The sequence below is a fragment of the Curtobacterium sp. Csp2 genome (assembly GCF_013347165.1).
Genome location: NZ_CP054593.1, coordinates 2,597,970 through 2,616,190, shown reverse-complemented (window position 1 = coordinate 2,616,190; position 18,221 = coordinate 2,597,970). Strand labels below are relative to the sequence as shown.

Genomic DNA, 18,221 nt, shown 5'->3' with positions numbered 1-18,221 from the left:
ACTCACGGGCTGTGGCGCAGCTTGGTAGCGCACTTGACTGGGGGTCAAGGGGTCGCAGGTTCAAATCCTGTCAGCCCGACCGATAAGCCCCGATGGAACGCAGGTTCCGTCGGGGCTTTCGTCGTGTGCGCTGCGGCCGCGGTCCCGGAGTCCTTCGTGGTTCGCAGGAAGAAGTGGTTCGGTTCCGTCTCCTCCGTGGAGCCGACCACGCGACCGCGGTGGCTCGCCCGTTCGGCTGCTCGGTCAGCGCTGCGCGAGGTTCGCGACCAGGCGGTCGATCGAGTCCTGCCACTCGGTTGTCCCGGTCTCGGCCCACAGCTCGGCGAGTTCGCCGTCGGGCTGCGCGGCGATCGCCACTGCACGGAGCGCCCGGTCCGCGAGACGGCGGCTCGGTCTGCGTGCGCGGCCGACGAAGTCCTGGACGTCCTCGGTGTACGCGTCGGTCTGCGTGCGCGGCCGACGAAGTCCTGGACGTCCTCGGTGTACGCGTCGGTCTGCGACGGTCGACCGAGTCCGTGCGCGACGACCTCTGCCGCAGCCACGGCGACGGCGGCGTCGTCGCTGTCGAGTCCTTCACCGGCTCGCTCTGCTCGGGCGAGGGCCCGCTTGACGACCGTCCACCGCTGCTGACCGTCGAGTTCCGCGACGAAGTCGGCCGCGTCGTCGTTCCCGACCGGTTCTGCGCTCCACGTCCCCACCTGCCCAGCGTAGGACGACAACCGTGCGGAGGGGCCATCCCGGGCCGAGGGTCACCGCTCCGCACGGGTCGTGGGACGATCGCTCGCGTGACGAACGCTGCTCAGGACGCGTGGCCGGAACTGACCGAGACGCTCGCTGCTGCACCGACGGCACAGGTCCTGCCGGGCGGGTCGAGCGAGGACCTCGACTCCCTCGGTCTCACCGAGCGGTCATTCCTCGGCGCGCTGGTGGCGCACACCGGCGGAGTCATCGTCGACCACGGCTGGCTCCGGCTGCTCGGCGGACCGGGTTCGGGCCTCCCGTCCGTTGTCGAAGCCAACGCGCGCTCCTCCGGGCTCTGCGTCGTCGCGTTCGACGTCCTCGGCGGGGTGTTCGCACTCGACGGCGGTGCGCTCGGTGCGGGTGACGGCAGCGTGCACTACTTCGCGCCGGACAGCCTCGAGTGGGAGGACCTCGAGATCCCGCACAGCCGGTTCCTCGCGGCGATGCTCTCCGATGCGATCGGTCAGTTCTACGAGCCGTTCCGGTGGAACGGGTGGCGCGAGGAGGTCGCTGCACTCGCGCTGGACCGCGGCATGTCGCTCTACCCGCCGCTGTTCACGGCGGAGGGCAAGGACCCAGAGCGCAGCAGTCGACGGGACGTGCCCATGACGGAGCTCGTCGGCGATCGCTGGCCCGTTGGCTGAGCCGAGGGCGCGTCGGCTCATGGCCGGAGGTGCTCGTGTGGAGCGAACTGCCCGAGCGGCCGACCACAGGGCGGACGGGAGGCGCGGTGCCAGCTGGCACCGCGCCTCCCGTCCGCCTGTCCCGCCGCTGGCCGAGGCCGATGCGGTGTCACCCCGCCGTGAGCGCCCCGCCGTCGAACACGCAGATCACCACGCCGAAGATGGTCGCGAGGAGCGCCGGGAGCAGGCCGAGCGCGCCGATGCACAGGGCGACCCATCCGACGCGGTGCCCCGCGACCCAGCCCCGGACGACGCCTCGGTACCCGAGACCGATGACGACGAGCGCGCTCGGCAGCGCCGTGATGCCGATGAGCCCGGCGAGGAACTCTGCTCGCGCGACCGGTACGGGAGGGTCGTCCAGCGGATGCCGCGGCACCGCGGTGCTGGCGAGGTCCGCCGCAGACACACTGTTCGCGACCGACAGCGCGAGTGCCATCGCTGCTGACCAGACCAGCACGAGGGCCAGCGCGAACCAGCCGGCGGACGTCCGTCCCGCCCCGGCCGGACCGCGCGCCTGCATGGGGTCGCGCTGGTGCCACAGGTGATCGGTCACGCCGCGAGGATACGGGCTCGCCTCCGGGGCCTCCGGCTCCAGAGCGGTCACCATTGTGTACTATCTGCGTGTGCACGTAGACAAGCAACCCTGCGGATTGAGCCCGGAGTCCGAGTACGTCGAGCTCGCCGTCGAGGTGTTCGCGATGCTCGCCGACGCCACCCGCGTGAAGATCATCCTCGCGCTGCGCGACGCCGAGGAGCTGTCCGTCAACCGGTTGGCCGAGGTCGTCGACAAGAGCGCCGCCGGGGTGTCGCAGCACCTGGCCAAGCTCCGTCTCGCGCGGATGGTGTCCACACGTCGCGACGGGACCACGGTCTACTACCGCCTGACCGACGAGCACGCATCGGAGCTGGTGGTCGACGCCGTGAAGCAGGCCGAGCACGTCGTCGGGTCTGCGCACCACCACCGTGGAGAGCGGGGGAGCGCATGAGCGGGCACGACCGCACGGTGGCCCACGCCGGACACGACCACGACCACGACCACGGTGGGGACGGCCACTCGCATCCGCACGGTGGGGTGAAGGGGTTCCTCCACGACCTGTTCGTGCCGCACACGCACGACTCCGCGGACTCGATCGACGACGCGATGGAGGCCAGCACCGCCGGCGTCCGCGCCCTGAAGATCAGCCTGTTCGTCCTCCTCGCCACCACGGTGCTGCAGGCGGTGATCGTCGCGTTCACCGGATCGATCGCGCTGCTCGCGGACACGATCCACAACTTCGCCGACGCCCTGACCGCGGTGCCGCTGTGGATCGCGTTCGTCGTCGGCCGGCGGGCCGCGAACCGCCGCTACACCTACGGCTACGGCCGCGCGGAAGACCTCGCAGGCATGTTCATCGTGTTCGTCGTCGCTCTCTCTGCCGTCGTCGCAGGGTGGCAGGCCATCGACCGGTTCATCACCCCGCGACCGATCGAGAACCCGTGGCTGCTCGTCGCCGCCGGTCTCATCGGCTTCGCCGGCAACGAAGCGGTCGCGATCTACCGCATCCGCGTCGGCCGGAAGATCGGCTCAGCCGCTCTGGTCGCCGACGGGGTGCACGCTCGTCTCGACGGGTTCACGTCACTGTCGGTCGTCCTCGGCGCGATCGGTGTGCTCCTCGGGTTCCCGATCGCTGACCCGATCATCGGCCTGCTCATCGCCGTCTCGATCATGGTGCTCCTCTGGGGGACCGTGAAGTCGATCGGTGCCCGGCTCATGGATGCCATCGATCCCGCGCTCCTCGGCAGGGCAGAGCACGCGCTGGAGCACACTCCCGGTGTCGAAGCCGTCCGGGACATCAGGCTGCGCTGGGTCGGGCACCGGCTCACCGGGTCCGCCACGGTCGCGGTCACGGCGTCGTCCCTGCACGACGCCGAGCACATCGCGGAGCACGCTGCCGAACACGTGCATGAGGTGATGGGCAACGTCGACGAGTTCACCGTCACGCCCGCCGTCCACGTGCAGCACCGGTGACCATGATCTGACGGTGGGTTGCCGCAGCCCGCGGTCGTGCCGCACCATGGGAGCGCGCGCCCGATCCGTCCGCTCGGAAGACTGATGCTCACCACCACCGCCTCCCCGCGTCGCCGGCTGCTGCTGCAGACCACGGCGACGCTGGCACTCCTGCTGCTGGTCGGGTTCACGGTCCTGATGCACTCGATGGCCGGGCACACCGCCGCCCACGAGCACTCGACGGCTGCTCCGATGGCCACCGCCGAGCACGGCCACGTCGCGACCGCCGAGCACGGCGAGCACGCGGCGCCCCAGACCGCGATGATGACCGTCCTCGCCGACGCCGGCTGCGACGGTGGCCTGTGCGCACTGATGTGCTCCCTGATGGGGATGGCCTGCGCGCTGACGATCACGCTGTTCACGTGGGTGCTGCTGCGCGCACGGACCGGCGGCGTCCTCGCGCTGCTGTCGCGGCTGCTCGCGCTGGCCGGCCGGCAGCCACGCCGCATGGCGGCACCGAGACCACCGTCACCCACGGCGTTGCAGGTCATCCGGATCTGATCCGCCCTGCGGGACCCCACCCGCGGAGGGTGGCTCCCGCGTGCCCGGATCCGGGAGGCGTCCGCCTGCCCGGAACACCTGACGCATCCACGGGAACGGAAGACCATGCACACCACCACGACCACACGCACCTTCGCGATCGCCGCCGCGCTGACCCTGGGCCTCACCCTCGCCGGGTGCTCCACCAGCAACACCCGCTCCGAGGCCGATTCGTCCTCGTCGTCGACGCCGGCCGCGTCGGCGCACGACGACCATGACGTGACGTTCGCGCAGATGATGCTGCCGCACCACGAGCAGGCCATCGAGATGAGCGACATGCTCCTCGCGAAGGGTGACGGCGTCGATCCGGACGTCGCTGCCCTCGCGGAGCAGATCAAGACCGAACAGTCGCCGGAGATCGAGCAGCTCACCAGCTGGCTCCGGGCATGGGGTGCGCCCACAGCGTCGAAGCACTCCGGGACGGGCGAGGCCATGTCCGGGACGATGTCCGATTCCGACATGACCGACCTCGACCAGGCGTCTGCGCAGGACGCCGGGAAGCTGTTCCTCGAGCAGATGATCCAGCACCACGAGGGCGCCGTCGAGATGGCGAAGGCCGAGGTCGACGAGGGCCGGAACGCCGAGGCGGTCGCGATGGCGAGGTCGATCGTGTCGAGTCAGACCGAGCAGATCATCCGGATGCAGGACATGCTCGCGGCGATGTGATCCCGGCGTGGATCGCGGCGGGCCGACCGGCACGCCGTGATCCACGCCGTCCCGTCATCGCCCGAAGAGCCGAGCGAAGATCCCGCCGCCGGACTGCTGCCGTTCGTGGCCCACGCAACGGTCCTGTCGTGGCACCCCGCGCATCACCTGGTCGACGTGCTGCCCGCACCCCGCCCACGTCGTCTTCCCGCACGTCCTGCAGGTCACCTGTCGGCACATCGTCACTCCATCCGTCTCGACGTGGTCGCGAGCGCGACTACTTGCAGGAATATACCCCCGGGGGTATCTTTCTCGACATGAGGACGATCATCATCGGTGGTGTGGCGGCGGGCATGAGCACCGCGACGAGGCTCCGACGCCTCGACGAGGCCCGGCAGATCACGGTGTTCGAGCGGGGCACGCACGTGTCGTTCGCCAACTGCGGCCTGCCGTACCACGTGGGTGGGGTGATCCCGGAGCGGTCGTCGCTGCTGCTCCAGTCGCCGGAGTCGCTGGCCAGCAGGTTCGCCCTCGACGTCTGCGTGCGCCACGAGGTGGTCTCGATCGACCCGACGGCACGGACCGTCACGGTCCGTGACCTCACGACGGGCGCCGAGCGGATCGAGGCGTACGACGAGCTGGTGCTCGCGACCGGCGCCACGGCCTCGCCGGGTCCGTCTGCGGAGCACGTCCCCACGCACACGCTCCGGAGCGTCGAGGACGTCGACCGTATCCTCGCGGTCCTCGAGCAGGCGGGGCCCGAACCCCGAGTGGTCGTCGTCGGCGCCGGGTTCGTCGGGCTCGAGGCCGTCGAGAACCTCCGTGCGCGCGGTGCGCAGGTGACCCTGGTCTCCCGCGGCCGACAGGTGCTGTCGCCGCTCGACCCCGAGATGGCCGCGCCGGTCCTGCGCACCCTCCGGCGTGCTGGCGTCGACGTCAGGCTCGGGACGACGGTCACCGGGGCAGAGCCGGGGCGCGTCCACCTCAGCGACGGCAGCAGCATCGACACGGTGCTCGTCGTCGAGGCCAGTGGTGTCCGGCCGGACCGCTCGCTCGCCGACGCCGCGGGCATCGCCGTCGGTCCGACCGGCGGGATCGCGGTCGACGGACGCCACCGTACCTCGCAGCCGCACGTGTGGGCGGTCGGCGACGGGGTCGAGAAACTGGATCAGCTCGACGGTGCTCCCACCCTGGTGACGATGGCCGGACTCGCGAACCGGCACGGCCGCGCCGTCGCTGACGACATCGCCGGTACCGAACCCGAGGACGCCGTCCCCGCGCTCGGCACCGCGATCCTGGGCCTGCTCGGGACGACGCTCGCGCTCGTGGGCTGGAGTGAACGCCGACTCGTCGCGGCGGGACGGCCCCACCGCGTCGTGCACACTCACCCGGCCTTGCACGCCACCTACTACCCGGGCGCGGAGTCCATGGCGATGAAGCTCCTCGTTGACCCGGCGACCGATCGGATCCTCGGCGCGCAGATCGTCGGTGGCGAAGGGGTCGACAAGCGAATCGACGTGATCGCCGTGGCGATGGCAGCAGGACTGACCGCGACCGCTCTGTCCCACCTCGAGCTCGCGTACGCACCCCAGTACGGATCCGCAAAGGACCCGGTCAACATGCTCGGCTACGTCGCCGAGAACACCGCCACCGGCGCCACCCGCACCGTGCAGTGGCACGAACTCGCCGCCGCGCTGGACGACGGTGCGGTGCTGGTCGACGTCCGCAGCCCCGCCGAGCACGCCGCCGGCGCGATCCCAGGCTCGGTGAACATCCCGCTCGACGAGCTCCGCCTCCGTCTCGGAAAACTCCCCGACGGGCCCGTCGTCGTGCACTGCCAGGTCGGCCAGCGCGGCCACACCGCCGCCCGACTCCTCACGCAGCTCGGGTACGACGTCCGCAACCTCGACGGCGGCTACAAGACCTGGACCGCGGGAACCGCCGCCGCCTGACCCGACGTGCTCCCGACCGCCACGCACCAGACTGGAGACACCATGCAGCAGATCACCGTCGACCAACTCGCCACGACACCCGGCGCGCATGTCATCGATGTCCGGGAACCGGACGAGTACCGCGCCGGCCACGTGCCCGGCGCCGCGAACATCCCCCTCGCGCAGCTCGGCGACCGCCTCGGTGAGATCCCGACCGGTGCGCCGGTCCACGTCGTCTGCCAGTCCGGTGGCCGCAGTGCCCGGGCCTCCGAGGTGCTGACCGCAGCCGGGTTCGCCGCGGTCGACGTCGCCGGCGGCACCGCTTCCTGGCGGGCAGCAGGACACCCGGTGGACGTGGCATGAGCGGCGCGGACCGTTCCCTGCACGACGGGGCCGCCGTCCGGAAGGTCGCGAACCGGCTCAAGCGCGCCCAGGGCCAGCTCGCGGCGGTCATCGCCGCGGTGGAGGGCGGCGGCGACTGCCGCGACGTCGTGACCCAGCTCGCCGCGGTCAGCAGCGCCATCGACCGCGCCGGCTTCGCGATCATCTCCACCGCCATGCGTGAGTGCATCACGGATGCGCCGGAGGCAGGCGGGCAGGAAACCCCCGAGCGGCTGACCGTCGACGAACTCGAGAAGCTCTTCCTCACCCTCGCCTGACGGGCGTCCGCCCCGACGTGGCCACGGACGGACGGGAGGCACGGTGTCAGCCGGCACCGTGCCTCCCGTCCGTTGGTGGTGGGATCACCACCAACGCGAGCCAGCAGGCGGCCGCTCGACGGCGCGGCGCGCGGCGCCGCTCGGGACCGCTACCGACTGCGGAGGATGCCGAGGAATTCGTCGGCCATGGCCAGGTGTTGTCGCAGCCGCGCGCGCCGCTCCTCGGTGTCGCGGACGTACTCGTCGAGCTGTGTCCGGAGACGAGCCCGCTCGGTGGTGTCCGCGGTGTCCTCGAGCGCGTCGACGACCGCGAGGAGGTCGGCCATCTGGTCGAGCGTGAACCCGAGGGGCTTCATGCGTCGGATGATGAGCAATCGCGCGAGGTCGGTCTCCGTGTAGAGGCGGAAGCCGCCCTCGGTGCGGCCGGACGGGCGCAGGAGCCCGACCTCGTCGTAGTGGCGGATCGTGCGGTTCGACAGGCCGGTGCGGTCGGCGAGCTCGCCGATGTGCATCGTCGTCGGTGCCGGGTCGTCCGTCATCGTGCGTGCCTTCCCCTGGCTGTGGTGCGTCCTGGAGAGCGTAGTGCCCGGCGGCGCGCAGCACCCCCTTGCGCAGCAACCCTTCCGTTGCGGTAAGGTTGGGACGTTCCAACCTTTCCGCAACGGAAGAGTCGGGACCGGTCGGACGCTTCGACGCCGCCGGCCCTGCGCGATGACGCGCCCCACGAACAGCTCTCGCGGGCGCAGCGCCCGCATCCCCCATCCGAAGGAGAACCGTGACGACCGTCACGCAGTCCGTGCCCGTGCAGGCACATCCGAGTCCCACCGTCCTGTCCGCACTGCGGAACCCGAGGATCCTGCTCCGCGAGGTCCTCGCCGGCCTCGTCGTCGCCCTCGCCCTGATCCCCGAAGCGATCTCGTTCTCGATCATCGCCGGCGTCGACCCCCGCGTCGGGCTGTTCTCGGCGTTCGTGATGGCTGTCGTCATCTCGTTCGTCGGCGGCCGCGCTGCGATGATCACCGGTGCCACCGGAGCCATCGCCCTCGTCGTCGCCCCCGTGATGAAGGAGCACGGCCTCGACTACCTGATCGCGACCGTCCTCCTCGGCGGGATCTTCCAGCTGATCCTCGGCGGACTGGGTGCGGCGAAGCTGATGCGGTTCGTGCCCCGGTCCGTGATGGTCGGGTTCGTCAACGCGCTCGCGATCCTGATCTTCACCGCGCAGCTGCCGAACATCATCGGCGTCTCCTGGCTGGTCTGGCCGATCGCCGCCGCCGGCATCGCGATCATCGTCCTGCTGCCACGCCTCACAAAGGCGATCCCCGCACCCCTGGTCGCGATCGTCGTCCTGACCCTGGTGACCGTGTTCGCGTCGATCGCCGTCCCGACCGTCGGCGACGAGGGCAAGCTGCCCGACAGCCTCCCCACCCTGTTCATCCCGAACGTCCCGCTGAACCTCGAGACCCTCACGATCATCGCCCCGTACGCCCTCGCCATGGCGCTCGTCGGACTCCTGGAGTCGCTGATGACCGCGAAGCTCGTCGACGAGGTCACCGACACCGGCTCCCGCAAGACCCGTGAGGCCCTCGGGCAGGGTGTCGCGAACATCGCCTCCGGCCTGTTCGGTGGGATGGGCGGCTGCGCGATGATCGGCCAGACGATGATCAACGTCAAGGCCTCCGGCGCCCGCACCCGCATCTCGACGTTCCTGTCCGGCGTGTTCCTGCTGGTCCTCGTCGTCGGGCTCGGTGACATCGTCGCGATCATCCCGATGGCAGCCCTCGTCGCCGTCATGGTGATGGTCTCCGTCGGCACCTTCGACTGGCACAGCATCAAGCCCTCCACTCTCAAGCGGATGCCGATCGGCGAGACGATCGTCATGGCCCTCACCGTCGTGATCGTCGTCGCCACCGACAACCTCGCCATCGGCGTCATCATCGGTGTCATCGCCGCGATGATCGTCTTCGCCCGCCGCGTCTCCCACTTCACCAACGTCTCGCGGAGCATCGAGACGCTCCCGAACGGTGAACAGCACGCGCTCTACGCGGTCGAGGGTGAGCTGTTCTTCGCCTCTTCCAACGACCTCACCACCCAGTTCGACTACTCCGGCGACCCCGAGCTCGTGATCATCGACATGACGAAGTCGCACGTGTGGGACGCCTCCACCGTCGCCGCGCTCGACTCGATCGAGACGAAGTACCACCAGCACGGCAAGCGGGTCGAGATCCGCGGCATGAACGACGCCAGCCAGGCCTTCCACGGCCGCCTCGCCGGCAACCTCGGCACCGGTCACTGACCTGACAGACCTCCGCCCGGCCCCGACCCGGGGCACCGAGTGAACGGGCGGCGCAGCGAGGCCGGTTCCTGATCCACCGGCCTCGCGGCGGGCACCGTCGCGTCGTCCACCGGCGGTGCTCGCACACGATCCCTCGCGAGGAGCCAGCAGTGACGAGACCACCGACCATCCACGACGTCGCTGCCGCGGCGCACGTCTCCCACCAGACCGTGTCCCGCGTCCTCAACGGCGCCACCAACGTCCGCCCCACCACGCGGGCTCGCGTCCAGCAGGCGGTCCACGCGCTCGGGTACGTGCGCGACGACCATGCTGCGGCACTCGCACGTCGACGGCGGATCCATGCGGCCGACGACGCGCTCGCGTGGGTGTGCGACGGGCTCGACGCCTCCGCTGAGCAGCGCCGTTGATCGAGGCGCGCGGGTCCCTGTGTCACGAGCTTGTCGAGCTCTCACATGAAAGCATTGCAATCGATGCATGTGTCGAGTTCAATGGCACCACACCGTTGTCACACGCACAGGAGGACCCCATGGCAGGGACCGAGACCCACGCCGAGCACACCATCGCCGAACACCAGCACGCGGCTGACTGCGGCCACGAAGCCGTGCAGCACGACGATCACGTCGACTACCTGCACGACGGTCACAAGCACGCCGAGCACGACGGACACTACGACGAGCACTGAGCCGGTTCCAGCACGGGCGCTCTCCCGGACGGGAGGGCGCCCGTGCTGTGGCGACGCATGTCCGCGGACTACTGTTTCCGTGTGACACCCCGAGCGAACCTCGAACCTGCGGCCGAGCTCTTCAAGGTCCTGTCGTCAGCGTCGCGACTGCACCTGCTGTGCCTGCTCCGGGACCACCCGACGACGGTCGGGGGCCTCGCGGAGGCCGCTGGGCTCTCGCAGCCCCTCGTGTCCCAGCACCTCCGGACGCTCCGGGCTGCCGGGCTGGTCGCGGTGGTCCGACACGGTCGCGAGGCGGAGTACTCCCTGGCCGACGCGCACGTCGCACACATCGTGGCGGATGCCGTGACGCACACCCTCGAGGAGCACGTTCCGCTCTCGTGACCGGGGTCGGGGAGCAGCCAGCGACAGGACCCACGAGCGGTTCTCCCGGTCACCGCGCACCGGCGCGTCCGGTCCGCACGGGGGTCGGTGCAGACCGCTCATCGAGCGCGCCGCCGCCGGTGTCGCACGGTGAGAACGAGGCCACCGGCGCCGAGGAGCACTGCGGCGGCGATCGTGCCCGCACCGACGGAGGCGCCGGTGAAGGCGAGTCCGCGGGCGCGGGACCCGCTGGTCCCGGTGGGACTCGATCCGTCGCCGCTCAGCGCGCCGGGTGACCGGTCGGCTCCGCCCGCCGGACCACCGCCGCTCGACCCGCCGCTCGACCCGCCGCTTCCCGGCGTACCGCCTGGGTCGGCGCGGACGTGCTCGGTGGTCACGACCGCGGCCGTGACGTCCGCTCCGAGCCCGGCCACGTCGGTGAACCGCAGTGCGCGGACCGACAGGGACCGGGGGCCGGTCTGCTGGTCGTTCAGGACGAAGGTCCCGGTGCCGCCCGGGACCGTGATCCTCGTCCCGGCCGCCACGGCGCCGGCGGCGACACGGGTCCCGGCCACCGACCCGCCGGCGGTGGTGACGACGGTGGCGGACGGCGTGACGACGACGTGGACGTCGCGGAGGTCGACGGCTGCCCGTGTCCCGGGGTAGAGGACCAGGTGTGCCAGGCGGGCCTCGCCGCGGTCCCGCGTCGAGTGCACCTCGGCGTCGCTGGCGCTGACCTGCCCGAGGGTGCCGTCGCCGACGACCGCGGTCGTTGAGTCGGTGGCCGCTGTCCCGGCCGCGGGGCCCACGAGGGGCCGCGGAGAGACGTCGCTCGGGCCGGTCGTCCGGACACCGTACGCCGACCACGTTCCGACTCCGCCCTCACCAGGAGTGGCGGTCGGAGTCGACGTGGGGGTCGGGGTGGGCGTCGGGGTGGTCCCACCGCTGTGCTGCGCCGGGATCGACACGACGCCGAGGCGGACGTCGGGATACTCGCCGGTGAGGTCGCGGTAGTGCAGCGCGGTGAGGGTCACGCTGCCGTCGTCGTGTCGGACGCGCTCCCCGAAGTCGATGCGCACGCGCGGGGTGCCGTCCGGGGCGAGACCCGTGTAGACGTCGGTGGAGGTGTTGACCCAGATGCCGTTCGCGAACACCGCGTCGGCGGTGTCGTCGAAAGTCACGGTCATCGCGCCCGACGTGTCGACGTGTGCGTGCAGCCCGGCGATCCGCAGCGCTGTCCACCGGTACTCCGCGAGCGGGTCGGTGGGTGCTCCCGGGAGCTGCTGGAAGGACGACACCGCGACGTCCGAGCCGCCCGCGTCGTCGGACGAGACGGTGACCCCCGTCGCGACGGAGGGTGAGCCGTCCGATGCCCGTGCCGTGGCGACGGTCCGTGTTCCGGTGCCGCGGACGGCGGGCTGCCCGTCGATCAGGACCGTGCCGTCCGGCGCGGTGACCGTCACGCCGCTGACGGACCGGCCGGCCGCTGTTCCGGATCCGCCGGGCGCTCCGGACCCACCGCCCGGTGTCGGTGTCGGTGTCGGTGTCGGTGTCGGTGTCGGCCAGGCTGCGGCACCGGCGCAGGTCACCGACCCGGCCCTGATCCGCCAGATCTCCGACGCGCCGGCCTCGGCCTCGATGCGGAGCCCGACCGTGGTGCTGGACCCGTCACCGTCCGTCGTGGTGCTGCCGACGAGGACCTTCGTCGCGCCGTACACCGACGGCGGCAGATCGGTGCTCCATCCGAGGTGACCGCTGGCGGCGGCGGTGACGTCGGTCCCGCCGATCGCGAGGTGGCCGAACGTCACGGTCTGTTCGCCGTCGGGGCTGCAGGTGGCGCGCAGGTCGGTGAAGGTGACCGCGGGCCGGTCCCGGAGTGTGAAGGTCCCCGAAGCGATGGTCGCTTCCGCGCCGTCTGGCCCAGCGCTGACGTGCAGGCCGGACGTCCGGGTGGTGTTCAGCTTGAGGACGTCACCGGTGCCGGCTGCGTCCGCCGTCGCCGCGGGTCCGTCGTGCCAGGCGGCGGTCGGGGTCGGGTCGATCAAGGAGCCGCCGTCGATGTCGACCACCTCGACGCCGGCTGCCCGGGCGAGCGGCGCGCTGTCCGCGGCGATCGCGGGGACGGTCACGCCGATGCCGAGGAGCCCGGCGACGACGATGCCGACGACGACGGCGATGCGGTCGCTGCGGTTCGCGCGACGATGCGTCATCCGGCTCACCGTCCGGCCTCCGTCGCACCGAACCGCTCGATGAAGGCGCGTCCGTCCGGGACGCCGAGGCCGGTGACGTCGTCCCAGCCAGGACCCGACTGCAGACTCTGCGGTCGTGTGTCCCACATCGCGATCGTCTCCGGCCAGAGTGCGCCGGCGTCGGGGCCGCGCGGCGACCACGTCGCGGCGGAGGTCGGGTGGACGTCGCGGAGTGCCGCGGTGCCGCGGAGCGCGAAGAGCGCGGGGCTCGCGAGGCCGATGCGACGTCCGGTGACGGCCTTCGACATGGCGACCATCGACGCGACCATCGGCGTCGCGAGGCTCGTGCCCCCGTGCGCCGCGTACTCCGTCCGCCCGTGGTGCGGTCCGTAGGTCACGAACCCGGTGTCGGGATCGGCGATCGAGGCGACGTCCGGGACGAGGCGCCCGGTGCCGCCGCGACGGATGTCGTCCCGCTGCCAGGTGGGTCGGGCGGAGGTGCCGGACTCGCCACCGCCGGCGCCGTAGGCGAACCCGGGCGGGATCACGGCGCCGTTCCGGGCGAAGCGGGTCTGCGTCTCCCATCCGGCCTCGACCGCGACGGAGCCGTCCGCAGCGAGGCCGGTGCTCGTGCCCCCGACGGCGGTCACGTACGGGCTGGAGGCCGGCGAGGCGACGGAGGCCCCTGCACCGTGGTCACCCGCGTCGCTGTAGTCGCCGTCGTTGCCGGAGGACGCGAACACCGAGATGCCCTGGCTCGCGGCCTCCACCAGCACCCTGTTCAGGAGGGCGCGGTCGTCCGCGGTGTCCAGCTGTTCGGTCGACCCGAAGGACAGGCTGATGACGTCGGCGTGGCCGTCCTCGACGGCGTCGAGGATGCGCGAGTACATGGCGGTCGTCCCGCAGTCGGCCGCGCCCCAGTAGTCGACGGTGGCGTCCGGCGCCATGGCGTGCACCGCCTGGACGTCCAGGTGCTGCTCCTCGGTCCAGGCCTCCGGGCCGCCGCAGCGGTCCACGTCGGGGGCGTCCGGGGCGTGGTTCCGGTACTGCCCTGCGGTGAAGGGCTGTGTTCCGGTCGCCCGGGCGTAGGTGTCGGTGTCCTGCTCCACGTCGGGGTCGTCGAACGCCGCCACGATCGCGATGCGCGCACCGCGACCGGTGACGTCCGCGGGCAGGTGGTGGACCTCGCGCAGCTGCGCCGGCCCGTAGCCGCACAGTGCGTTCGACCGGTGATCGACGACGACCGAGGCGGGCCAGTCGGTCGTGACCTTCTCGCCCCAGTAGGCCGCGCAGGTCCCGTCGTCCGCGAGGACGTGGCCCCGCACGGTCGGGGAGGTGCCCCTCGCGACCTCGGTCGGGCGGATGGTGTCCGCGACCACGACCCCGGCGATGCCCGTCACTGCTGCGAGCTCGCGAGGGACCGACAGCGGGCGCTCCGGTGCGGTCACGACGGTGCCCTGTGCGGTGCGGTACCGGGCGAAGGTGGTGTGGAACGCGTCGGCGACCTGGTCGACCGGACCCTCGACCGGGATCGACGCCGCGGCGGGGCGCACGGGTGCCGCGTGCAGTCCGTGGTCCTGCAGCCACCCGCGGATCGACGGGGCTCCGGCGAGCCGATCGGGAGCCAGGAGGACCGAGAACGAGACGGAGCCGGTGCGGGCCGTGCCGGTGCGTTGCACGCCCGCGGGCCAGTGGGGAACGGACCCGGCGAGCGGCCGGAGGGGAGCGTCCGGCGGGACGGGGTGGAGCGCGAGGGCTCCGGTGAGCACGGCGGTGACGGCCAGTGCTCCGAGGACGAGGGGTGGGCGCATGGGGTCCACTTCTGGGGAGACGGAGGAGAACGGGGAACGCGGCTGGCTGCCGCGTACCGAACTGTAGCGCCTGTTGAGAATCATTATCAACAAGCGCTCGGGCGGTCTGCCCGCACCCTGCCGGGGGCCCGGTGCCCGACGGCTACCGCGCGGCAGCGCCCGCCAGGACCCGAGCGCGGTCGAAGGCCGCCGCGTGCTCCGTGCGGAGGATCGACCAGCCTCGGGTGGTGTCGATCGACCGCGGTCCGTCGACCGGTGCCGCGAACCCGTGCTGCACCCGGGGGACCGGCTCCCCGGGCAGGTGGAGCTCCTGCGTGAAGCCCCCGGTGTCCGGCGCGAACCCGAGGACGTGCGTCGCGACGTCGTCGCTCCAGTCGGTCGACGGCAACGACGTGAACTGCACCCGCCTCGGCGGGTCCAGGGGGAGCGTCGCGGACACGTAGCAGCCGTGGTGGTCCTCGCCCGGCGACAGGATCGTGTAGGTCCCGCCCTCGCGGTAGACCAGCAGGGCCTCGGCGAACGGCTTGGCGTGGAACATCGCCGTGTAGCGGAGGGCTTGTGCGTACACGGGGGCGCCGAGGCGCAGGGAGATGGTCGGTCCGGACAGGGTCCGCTCCTTTCCTGGTGCGCGTCGCGGGTCCGCGACGTCGCCTCCAGTCTGCCCCGCCAGACGATCGTCTGGTGCGGTCGTCCGCACCGGTCACGACCGTCACCACCCGTCGGACGGGAGGCACGGTGCCAGCCGGCACCGTGCCTCCCGTCCGTCGGTGGGAACCCGGGTCAGCGCGCCAGCAGGCGGGCGGTCCACCCTGCCAGCGCGGCGACCGCCGCGCGTGACAGGACGGCGTCCGGGACCATGCTCGTGGAGCCGTGGAAGGCACCCGGCCAGACGTGCAGCTCTGCGTCGACCCCGGCGGCCCAGAGGGCGCTCGCGTACGCGACGGTCTCGTCGCGGAACACCTCCGCGCTCCCGCAGTCCAGGTACGTCGGCGGCAGCCCGGACAGGTCCGTCGCACGTGCCGGCGCGGCCGACGGATCGACGGCGTCGGTCCCGCGGCGCTCGCCGAGGTACGCGTCCCACGCGACGTGCATCATCTGTCGGTCGGCGACGCCGACCCCGTCGAACTGGCGGCCGGACACCGTGTCGTCGCGGTCGTCGAGCATGGGGGAGACGAGGACCTGCGCCGCCACCGCCGGACCCTGCCGGTCGCGGGCGAGCAGGGTGACGCCTGCTGCCAGCCCGCCACCGGCGCTCTGCCCGGCGACGACGATCCGCGTCGGGTCGACGCCGAGCTCGACGGCGTGCTCCGCGAGCCAGACGAGGCCGGCGTAGGCGTCCTCGACCGGGTAGGGGTCCGGGTGCTCGGGGGCCAGCCGGTAGTCGACGCTCACCAGGACGACGTCGTGGTCGCGGAGGAGCCAGTCGTCGAACGAGTCCAGGTTCCCGAGGTGGTGGCCGAACATCATGCCGCCGCCGTGGATCGAGTAGACGGCGGGGACGGGGCCGGTCGAGTCGGTGCGCCGGATGACGGCGAGGTCGATCGGGTCGCCGAGGCGGCCCGGCACGGTGACGCTCCGCCGGTGGTAGCCGAGTTCGTGCAGGTGGGCGTCGAGCACGGCCTCTGGGACCTCGAGGGCACGCATGCGGGGGAGCGCCTCGGGCGTGAGGGCCATCGGACCCCGGGCCTGCGGGGCGGTGAGGAACACGTCGAGCTCCGGGTCGAACGGCGGGCGGACGGTGGACTCAGACATCGGCGGACTCCTGGTCGGTGTGGCGGGACGGGGTGACGGGCTGGTGGCGGTCGGGTGCGTGCTGTCGGGCGCGGAGCATCCCGGCCGCCACGAGTGCGGCGGCGACCACGGTGAGGGCGACGCCGGCGACGGACAGTGCACCGCCGACCGCCGCACGGTGGGCCGCGTCGAGGTGCGCGGCGGCGACGGCCCCGGGGACGAGCGCCGCCAGGACGGTCCCCGCGACGGCGACCCCCGCGGCGGTCGCGACCTCGCTCGCGGTGTCGACGAGCGCGGCACCGACCGAGGTGCGGTCCGCGGGGAGCCCGGCGAGGACCTCGGCCCCGGCGACCGCGCCGACGACCCGCATGCCCGCTGCGACGAGCACGAGCGCCACGACGACCACGGGGTAGCCGAGCGGTGTCGCGGTGACGGAGACGGCGAGCCCGAGGACGATCGCGACCGAGCTCGTCCAGGCTGCCGTGCGCAGGCCGACCCGACGGACGAACGGCCCGACGAATCGTCCGCTCACGAGCAGGACGACCACCTGCGGCAGGGTCCCGACCGCGGCGAGGGCGGGCGGCCACCCCCACACGACCTGCAGCTGGAGGGTCACGGTCCAGGAGAGGCCAGCGGTCGCGAGCCCAGCGGCGGCCTTGTAGAGCAGTCCGCTCGCGACGAGCGGACGCGCGACGAGCCGGAGGTCGAGCAGCGGCGCGGCGGCGGTCCGCTGCCGCGCGACGAACGCGGTCGCGGCGGCGAGCGTCGCGGCGACCATGCACCACAGGAGCGGGCTGCCGGCTGGCCCGCCGGCTGCTCCGTCGGCCTGCCCGCCGGCCGCGACCGCGACGGTCGGCGTGACGAGGACCCCGGCCACGGTGGCTGTGCCGAGGACCGCCCCGAGGACGTCGACCGGGTCCCACCGCAGGTCCGTCACGTGGTCGGCGGTGATGCCGGCGCGGATCCCGACGAACGCGACCACGGCGACGGGCGCGTTCGCGACGAGCAGGACCTGCCACGGGGCGACGGCGAGGACGAGCCCGCCCACCGTCGGTCCGACCGCGAGCCCGACCAGGCCCGCGGTGGAGATCACGGTGAGGGCCCGGACGCGCAGGTCCTCGGCGTCGAACAGGCGGAACGCGAGGGCCATCGCACCCGGGGTGGTCATCGCCGCCGCGACGCCCGTGAGCGCGCGGACCACGACCAGCCCCTCGACCGAGGTGACGGCGAGGGTCGCGACGCTCACCCCGGCGAGCAGGACGAGTCCGACGAGCATGACCCGGCGGCGACCGAACCGGTCGGCGACGGCGCCGAACAGGAGCATCAGGCCGCCGAACGCCAGCGAGTACGCGCCGGAGACTCACTGCAGCGCGGACGTCGACGCGCCGAGGTCGCGGCCGATGGTCGGCAGGGCCACGGTGAGGACCGAGTTGTCGAGCATCTCGAACAGGAACACGGCGGACAGCCCCGCCAGGGCGACCCAGGCGTCACGCAGGCGTTGCGGTGACCCCGGACGGGTGATCGGTACGGACACGGGCGCACTCCTTCGACGAAGAAGTGGCGACTCCCACGAGTCACGTACGCGCTGCCGCCGATCGGGACCGGAGGCTTTTTCCCTCTGGCGCCGACGGTAGCGCAGACCGCGCCGTGTCGCCAGCGGCAGGTGCGGGGCCGCGCGGTCCGCCGGGTACCAGGTCCTGCTCACCACGCCGCCGGACGACATGGGCGCGCAGCTCGAGGCCGTGGACTTCCTGCTCTCTCGTCAGGTCGACGGGCTGATCGTCAGCTCCCTGCACCTGTCCGCGCGGACACCGCGTCTGGCCGAACTGCCCGTCCCGATCATCGCGACGAACCGGCACCCCGGCGACTGGCTGCCCGCGGTCGTCGGTGACGACGTCGAGGG

Annotated in this window: 19 protein-coding genes, 1 tRNA gene and 4 pseudogenes; 14 read left to right on the top strand and 10 right to left on the bottom strand. The window is 72.2% G+C overall.

The genetic code is table 11. The annotated features are described in order from the left end of the window. Positions 1–5 precede the first annotated feature (5 nt). Positions 6–79 (top strand) — tRNA-Pro (locus HUN59_RS12670). Between the two features lie 164 nt (positions 80–243). On the opposite strand, the pseudogene HUN59_RS19755 reads toward HUN59_RS12670, so the two are convergent. After that, positions 244–435 (bottom strand): annotated as a pseudogene (locus HUN59_RS19755) (DUF4259 domain-containing protein); the annotation flags it as partial. 68 nt (positions 436–503) lie between these two features. Further along, positions 504–698: pseudogene (locus tag HUN59_RS20110) on the bottom strand (DUF4259 domain-containing protein); the annotation flags it as partial. Positions 699–785: 87 nt separating this feature from the next. Between HUN59_RS20110 and HUN59_RS12660 the strand changes: the two are divergent. Further along, the gene (locus HUN59_RS12660) at positions 786–1,385 is read left to right on the top strand and encodes a DUF2625 family protein (RefSeq protein WP_174778541.1); all 600 of its coding nucleotides are present in this window, start codon (positions 786–788) and stop codon (positions 1,383–1,385) included. Between the two features lie 148 nt (positions 1,386–1,533). Here HUN59_RS12660 and HUN59_RS12655 read toward each other — a convergent pair whose 3' ends face one another. Beyond that, complete coding sequence (locus HUN59_RS12655; RefSeq protein ID WP_144801980.1) at positions 1,534–1,977, bottom strand: hypothetical protein; 444 nt, start codon at positions 1,975–1,977, stop codon at positions 1,534–1,536. A 70-nt stretch (positions 1,978–2,047) separates the two neighbouring features. Here HUN59_RS12655 and HUN59_RS12650 point away from each other — a divergent pair, with 70 nt between their 5' ends. From HUN59_RS12650 to HUN59_RS12620, 7 genes are all read left to right on the top strand, one after another. Beyond that, positions 2,048–2,410, top strand: a complete 363-nt coding sequence (locus HUN59_RS12650; protein ID WP_258554756.1) for an ArsR/SmtB family transcription factor — start codon at positions 2,048–2,050, stop codon at positions 2,408–2,410. After that, positions 2,407–3,432: a cation diffusion facilitator family transporter gene (locus HUN59_RS12645; RefSeq protein WP_174778540.1), complete on the top strand. Its 1,026-nt coding sequence runs from the start codon at positions 2,407–2,409 to the stop codon at positions 3,430–3,432. Before HUN59_RS12650 ends, HUN59_RS12645 begins: the two co-directional genes overlap by 4 nt. Positions 3,433–3,516: 84 nt before the next feature. After that, positions 3,517–3,972 (top strand): hypothetical protein, encoded by a 456-nt coding sequence (locus tag HUN59_RS12640; RefSeq protein ID WP_174778539.1) that lies wholly within the window; start codon positions 3,517–3,519, stop codon positions 3,970–3,972. A 105-nt stretch (positions 3,973–4,077) separates the two neighbouring features. Then, positions 4,078–4,677 carry a DUF305 domain-containing protein gene (locus tag HUN59_RS12635; RefSeq protein ID WP_174778538.1) on the top strand — a complete coding sequence of 200 codons (600 nt, stop codon included), beginning with the start codon at positions 4,078–4,080 and terminating at the stop codon, positions 4,675–4,677. A gap of 296 nt (positions 4,678–4,973) precedes the next feature. Then, the gene (locus tag HUN59_RS12630; protein ID WP_174778537.1) at positions 4,974–6,608 is read left to right on the top strand and encodes an FAD-dependent oxidoreductase; all 1,635 of its coding nucleotides are present in this window, start codon (positions 4,974–4,976) and stop codon (positions 6,606–6,608) included. Between the two features lie 42 nt (positions 6,609–6,650). After that, the gene (locus tag HUN59_RS12625; protein WP_174778536.1) at positions 6,651–6,950 is read left to right on the top strand and encodes a rhodanese-like domain-containing protein; all 300 of its coding nucleotides are present in this window, start codon (positions 6,651–6,653) and stop codon (positions 6,948–6,950) included. Further along, positions 6,947–7,246, top strand: a complete 300-nt coding sequence (locus HUN59_RS12620) for a metal-sensitive transcriptional regulator (RefSeq protein WP_058741446.1) — start codon at positions 6,947–6,949, stop codon at positions 7,244–7,246. The genes HUN59_RS12625 and HUN59_RS12620 overlap by 4 nt, the downstream gene beginning before the upstream one ends. Before the next feature lie 149 nt (positions 7,247–7,395). Here the strand turns inward: HUN59_RS12620 and HUN59_RS12615 are convergent, their stop codons facing one another. Continuing rightward, positions 7,396–7,785, bottom strand: coding sequence for a MerR family transcriptional regulator (locus tag HUN59_RS12615; protein WP_174778535.1), 390 nt, complete (start codon positions 7,783–7,785; stop codon positions 7,396–7,398). A gap of 236 nt (positions 7,786–8,021) precedes the next feature. Here HUN59_RS12615 and HUN59_RS12610 point away from each other — a divergent pair, with 236 nt between their 5' ends. From HUN59_RS12610 to HUN59_RS12595, 4 genes are all read left to right on the top strand, one after another. Further along, on the top strand, positions 8,022–9,542 hold the full coding sequence (locus tag HUN59_RS12610) for a SulP family inorganic anion transporter (RefSeq protein WP_174778534.1): 1,521 nt from the start codon (positions 8,022–8,024) through the stop codon (positions 9,540–9,542). 149 nt (positions 9,543–9,691) lie between these two features. Beyond that, complete coding sequence (locus tag HUN59_RS12605; RefSeq protein WP_368076162.1) at positions 9,692–9,949, top strand: LacI family DNA-binding transcriptional regulator; 258 nt, start codon at positions 9,692–9,694, stop codon at positions 9,947–9,949. Positions 9,950–10,068: 119 nt separating this feature from the next. After that, positions 10,069–10,224 carry a hypothetical protein gene (locus tag HUN59_RS12600; protein ID WP_058741442.1) on the top strand — a complete coding sequence of 52 codons (156 nt, stop codon included), beginning with the start codon at positions 10,069–10,071 and terminating at the stop codon, positions 10,222–10,224. A gap of 81 nt (positions 10,225–10,305) precedes the next feature. Next, positions 10,306–10,608, top strand: coding sequence for an ArsR/SmtB family transcription factor (locus HUN59_RS12595; RefSeq protein ID WP_229666829.1), 303 nt, complete (start codon positions 10,306–10,308; stop codon positions 10,606–10,608). 98 nt (positions 10,609–10,706) lie between these two features. Here the strand turns inward: HUN59_RS12595 and HUN59_RS12590 are convergent, their stop codons facing one another. The 6 genes and pseudogenes from HUN59_RS12590 to HUN59_RS19750 all read right to left on the bottom strand — a co-directional run bounded on the left by HUN59_RS12590 (position 10,707) and on the right by HUN59_RS19750 (position 17,852). After that, positions 10,707–12,797, bottom strand: a complete 2,091-nt coding sequence (locus tag HUN59_RS12590; RefSeq protein WP_174778533.1) for a hypothetical protein — start codon at positions 12,795–12,797, stop codon at positions 10,707–10,709. Between the two features lie 5 nt (positions 12,798–12,802). Further along, a complete protein-coding gene (locus HUN59_RS12585) occupies positions 12,803–14,587 on the bottom strand; it encodes a S53 family peptidase (protein WP_174778532.1) in 1,785 nt (594 codons plus the stop codon). 142 nt (positions 14,588–14,729) lie between these two features. Beyond that, a complete protein-coding gene (locus HUN59_RS12580; RefSeq protein ID WP_254629874.1) occupies positions 14,730–15,155 on the bottom strand; it encodes a hypothetical protein in 426 nt (141 codons plus the stop codon). A gap of 212 nt (positions 15,156–15,367) precedes the next feature. After that, positions 15,368–16,339, bottom strand: coding sequence for an alpha/beta hydrolase (locus tag HUN59_RS12575; protein ID WP_174778531.1), 972 nt, complete (start codon positions 16,337–16,339; stop codon positions 15,368–15,370). Further along, positions 16,332–17,663, bottom strand: a pseudogene (locus HUN59_RS12570) (MFS transporter); the annotation flags it as partial. The gene HUN59_RS12575 and the pseudogene HUN59_RS12570, both read right to left, overlap by 8 nt. Positions 17,664–17,678: 15 nt before the next feature. Then, positions 17,679–17,852 carry a hypothetical protein gene (locus HUN59_RS19750; protein WP_254629872.1) on the bottom strand — a complete coding sequence of 58 codons (174 nt, stop codon included), beginning with the start codon at positions 17,850–17,852 and terminating at the stop codon, positions 17,679–17,681. Positions 17,853–18,039: 187 nt separating this feature from the next. On the opposite strand from HUN59_RS19750, the pseudogene HUN59_RS19445 reads away from it, so the two are divergent. Continuing rightward, a pseudogene (locus tag HUN59_RS19445) lies at positions 18,040–18,221 on the top strand (LacI family DNA-binding transcriptional regulator); the annotation flags it as partial.

What these genes read in the sequence shown, in the direction of transcription:
- HUN59_RS12575 (WP_174778531.1), bottom strand. Translation starts at nt 16,339, where the DNA reads ATGTCTGAGTCCACCGTCCGCCCGCCGTTCGACCCGGAGCTCGACGTG.
- HUN59_RS12640 (WP_174778539.1), top strand. Translation starts at nt 3,517, where the DNA reads ATGCTCACCACCACCGCCTCCCCGCGTCGCCGGCTGCTGCTGCAGACC.
- HUN59_RS12625 (WP_174778536.1), top strand. Translation starts at nt 6,651, where the DNA reads ATGCAGCAGATCACCGTCGACCAACTCGCCACGACACCCGGCGCGCAT.
- HUN59_RS12615 (WP_174778535.1), bottom strand. Translation starts at nt 7,785, where the DNA reads ATGACGGACGACCCGGCACCGACGACGATGCACATCGGCGAGCTCGCC.
- HUN59_RS12630 (WP_174778537.1), top strand. Translation starts at nt 4,974, where the DNA reads ATGAGGACGATCATCATCGGTGGTGTGGCGGCGGGCATGAGCACCGCG.
- HUN59_RS12645 (WP_174778540.1), top strand. Translation starts at nt 2,407, where the DNA reads ATGAGCGGGCACGACCGCACGGTGGCCCACGCCGGACACGACCACGAC.
- HUN59_RS12600 (WP_058741442.1), top strand. Translation starts at nt 10,069, where the DNA reads ATGGCAGGGACCGAGACCCACGCCGAGCACACCATCGCCGAACACCAG.
- HUN59_RS12620 (WP_058741446.1), top strand. Translation starts at nt 6,947, where the DNA reads ATGAGCGGCGCGGACCGTTCCCTGCACGACGGGGCCGCCGTCCGGAAG.
- HUN59_RS12585 (WP_174778532.1), bottom strand. Translation starts at nt 14,587, where the DNA reads ATGCGCCCACCCCTCGTCCTCGGAGCACTGGCCGTCACCGCCGTGCTC.
- HUN59_RS12590 (WP_174778533.1), bottom strand. Translation starts at nt 12,797, where the DNA reads ATGACGCATCGTCGCGCGAACCGCAGCGACCGCATCGCCGTCGTCGTC.
- HUN59_RS12635 (WP_174778538.1), top strand. Translation starts at nt 4,078, where the DNA reads ATGCACACCACCACGACCACACGCACCTTCGCGATCGCCGCCGCGCTG.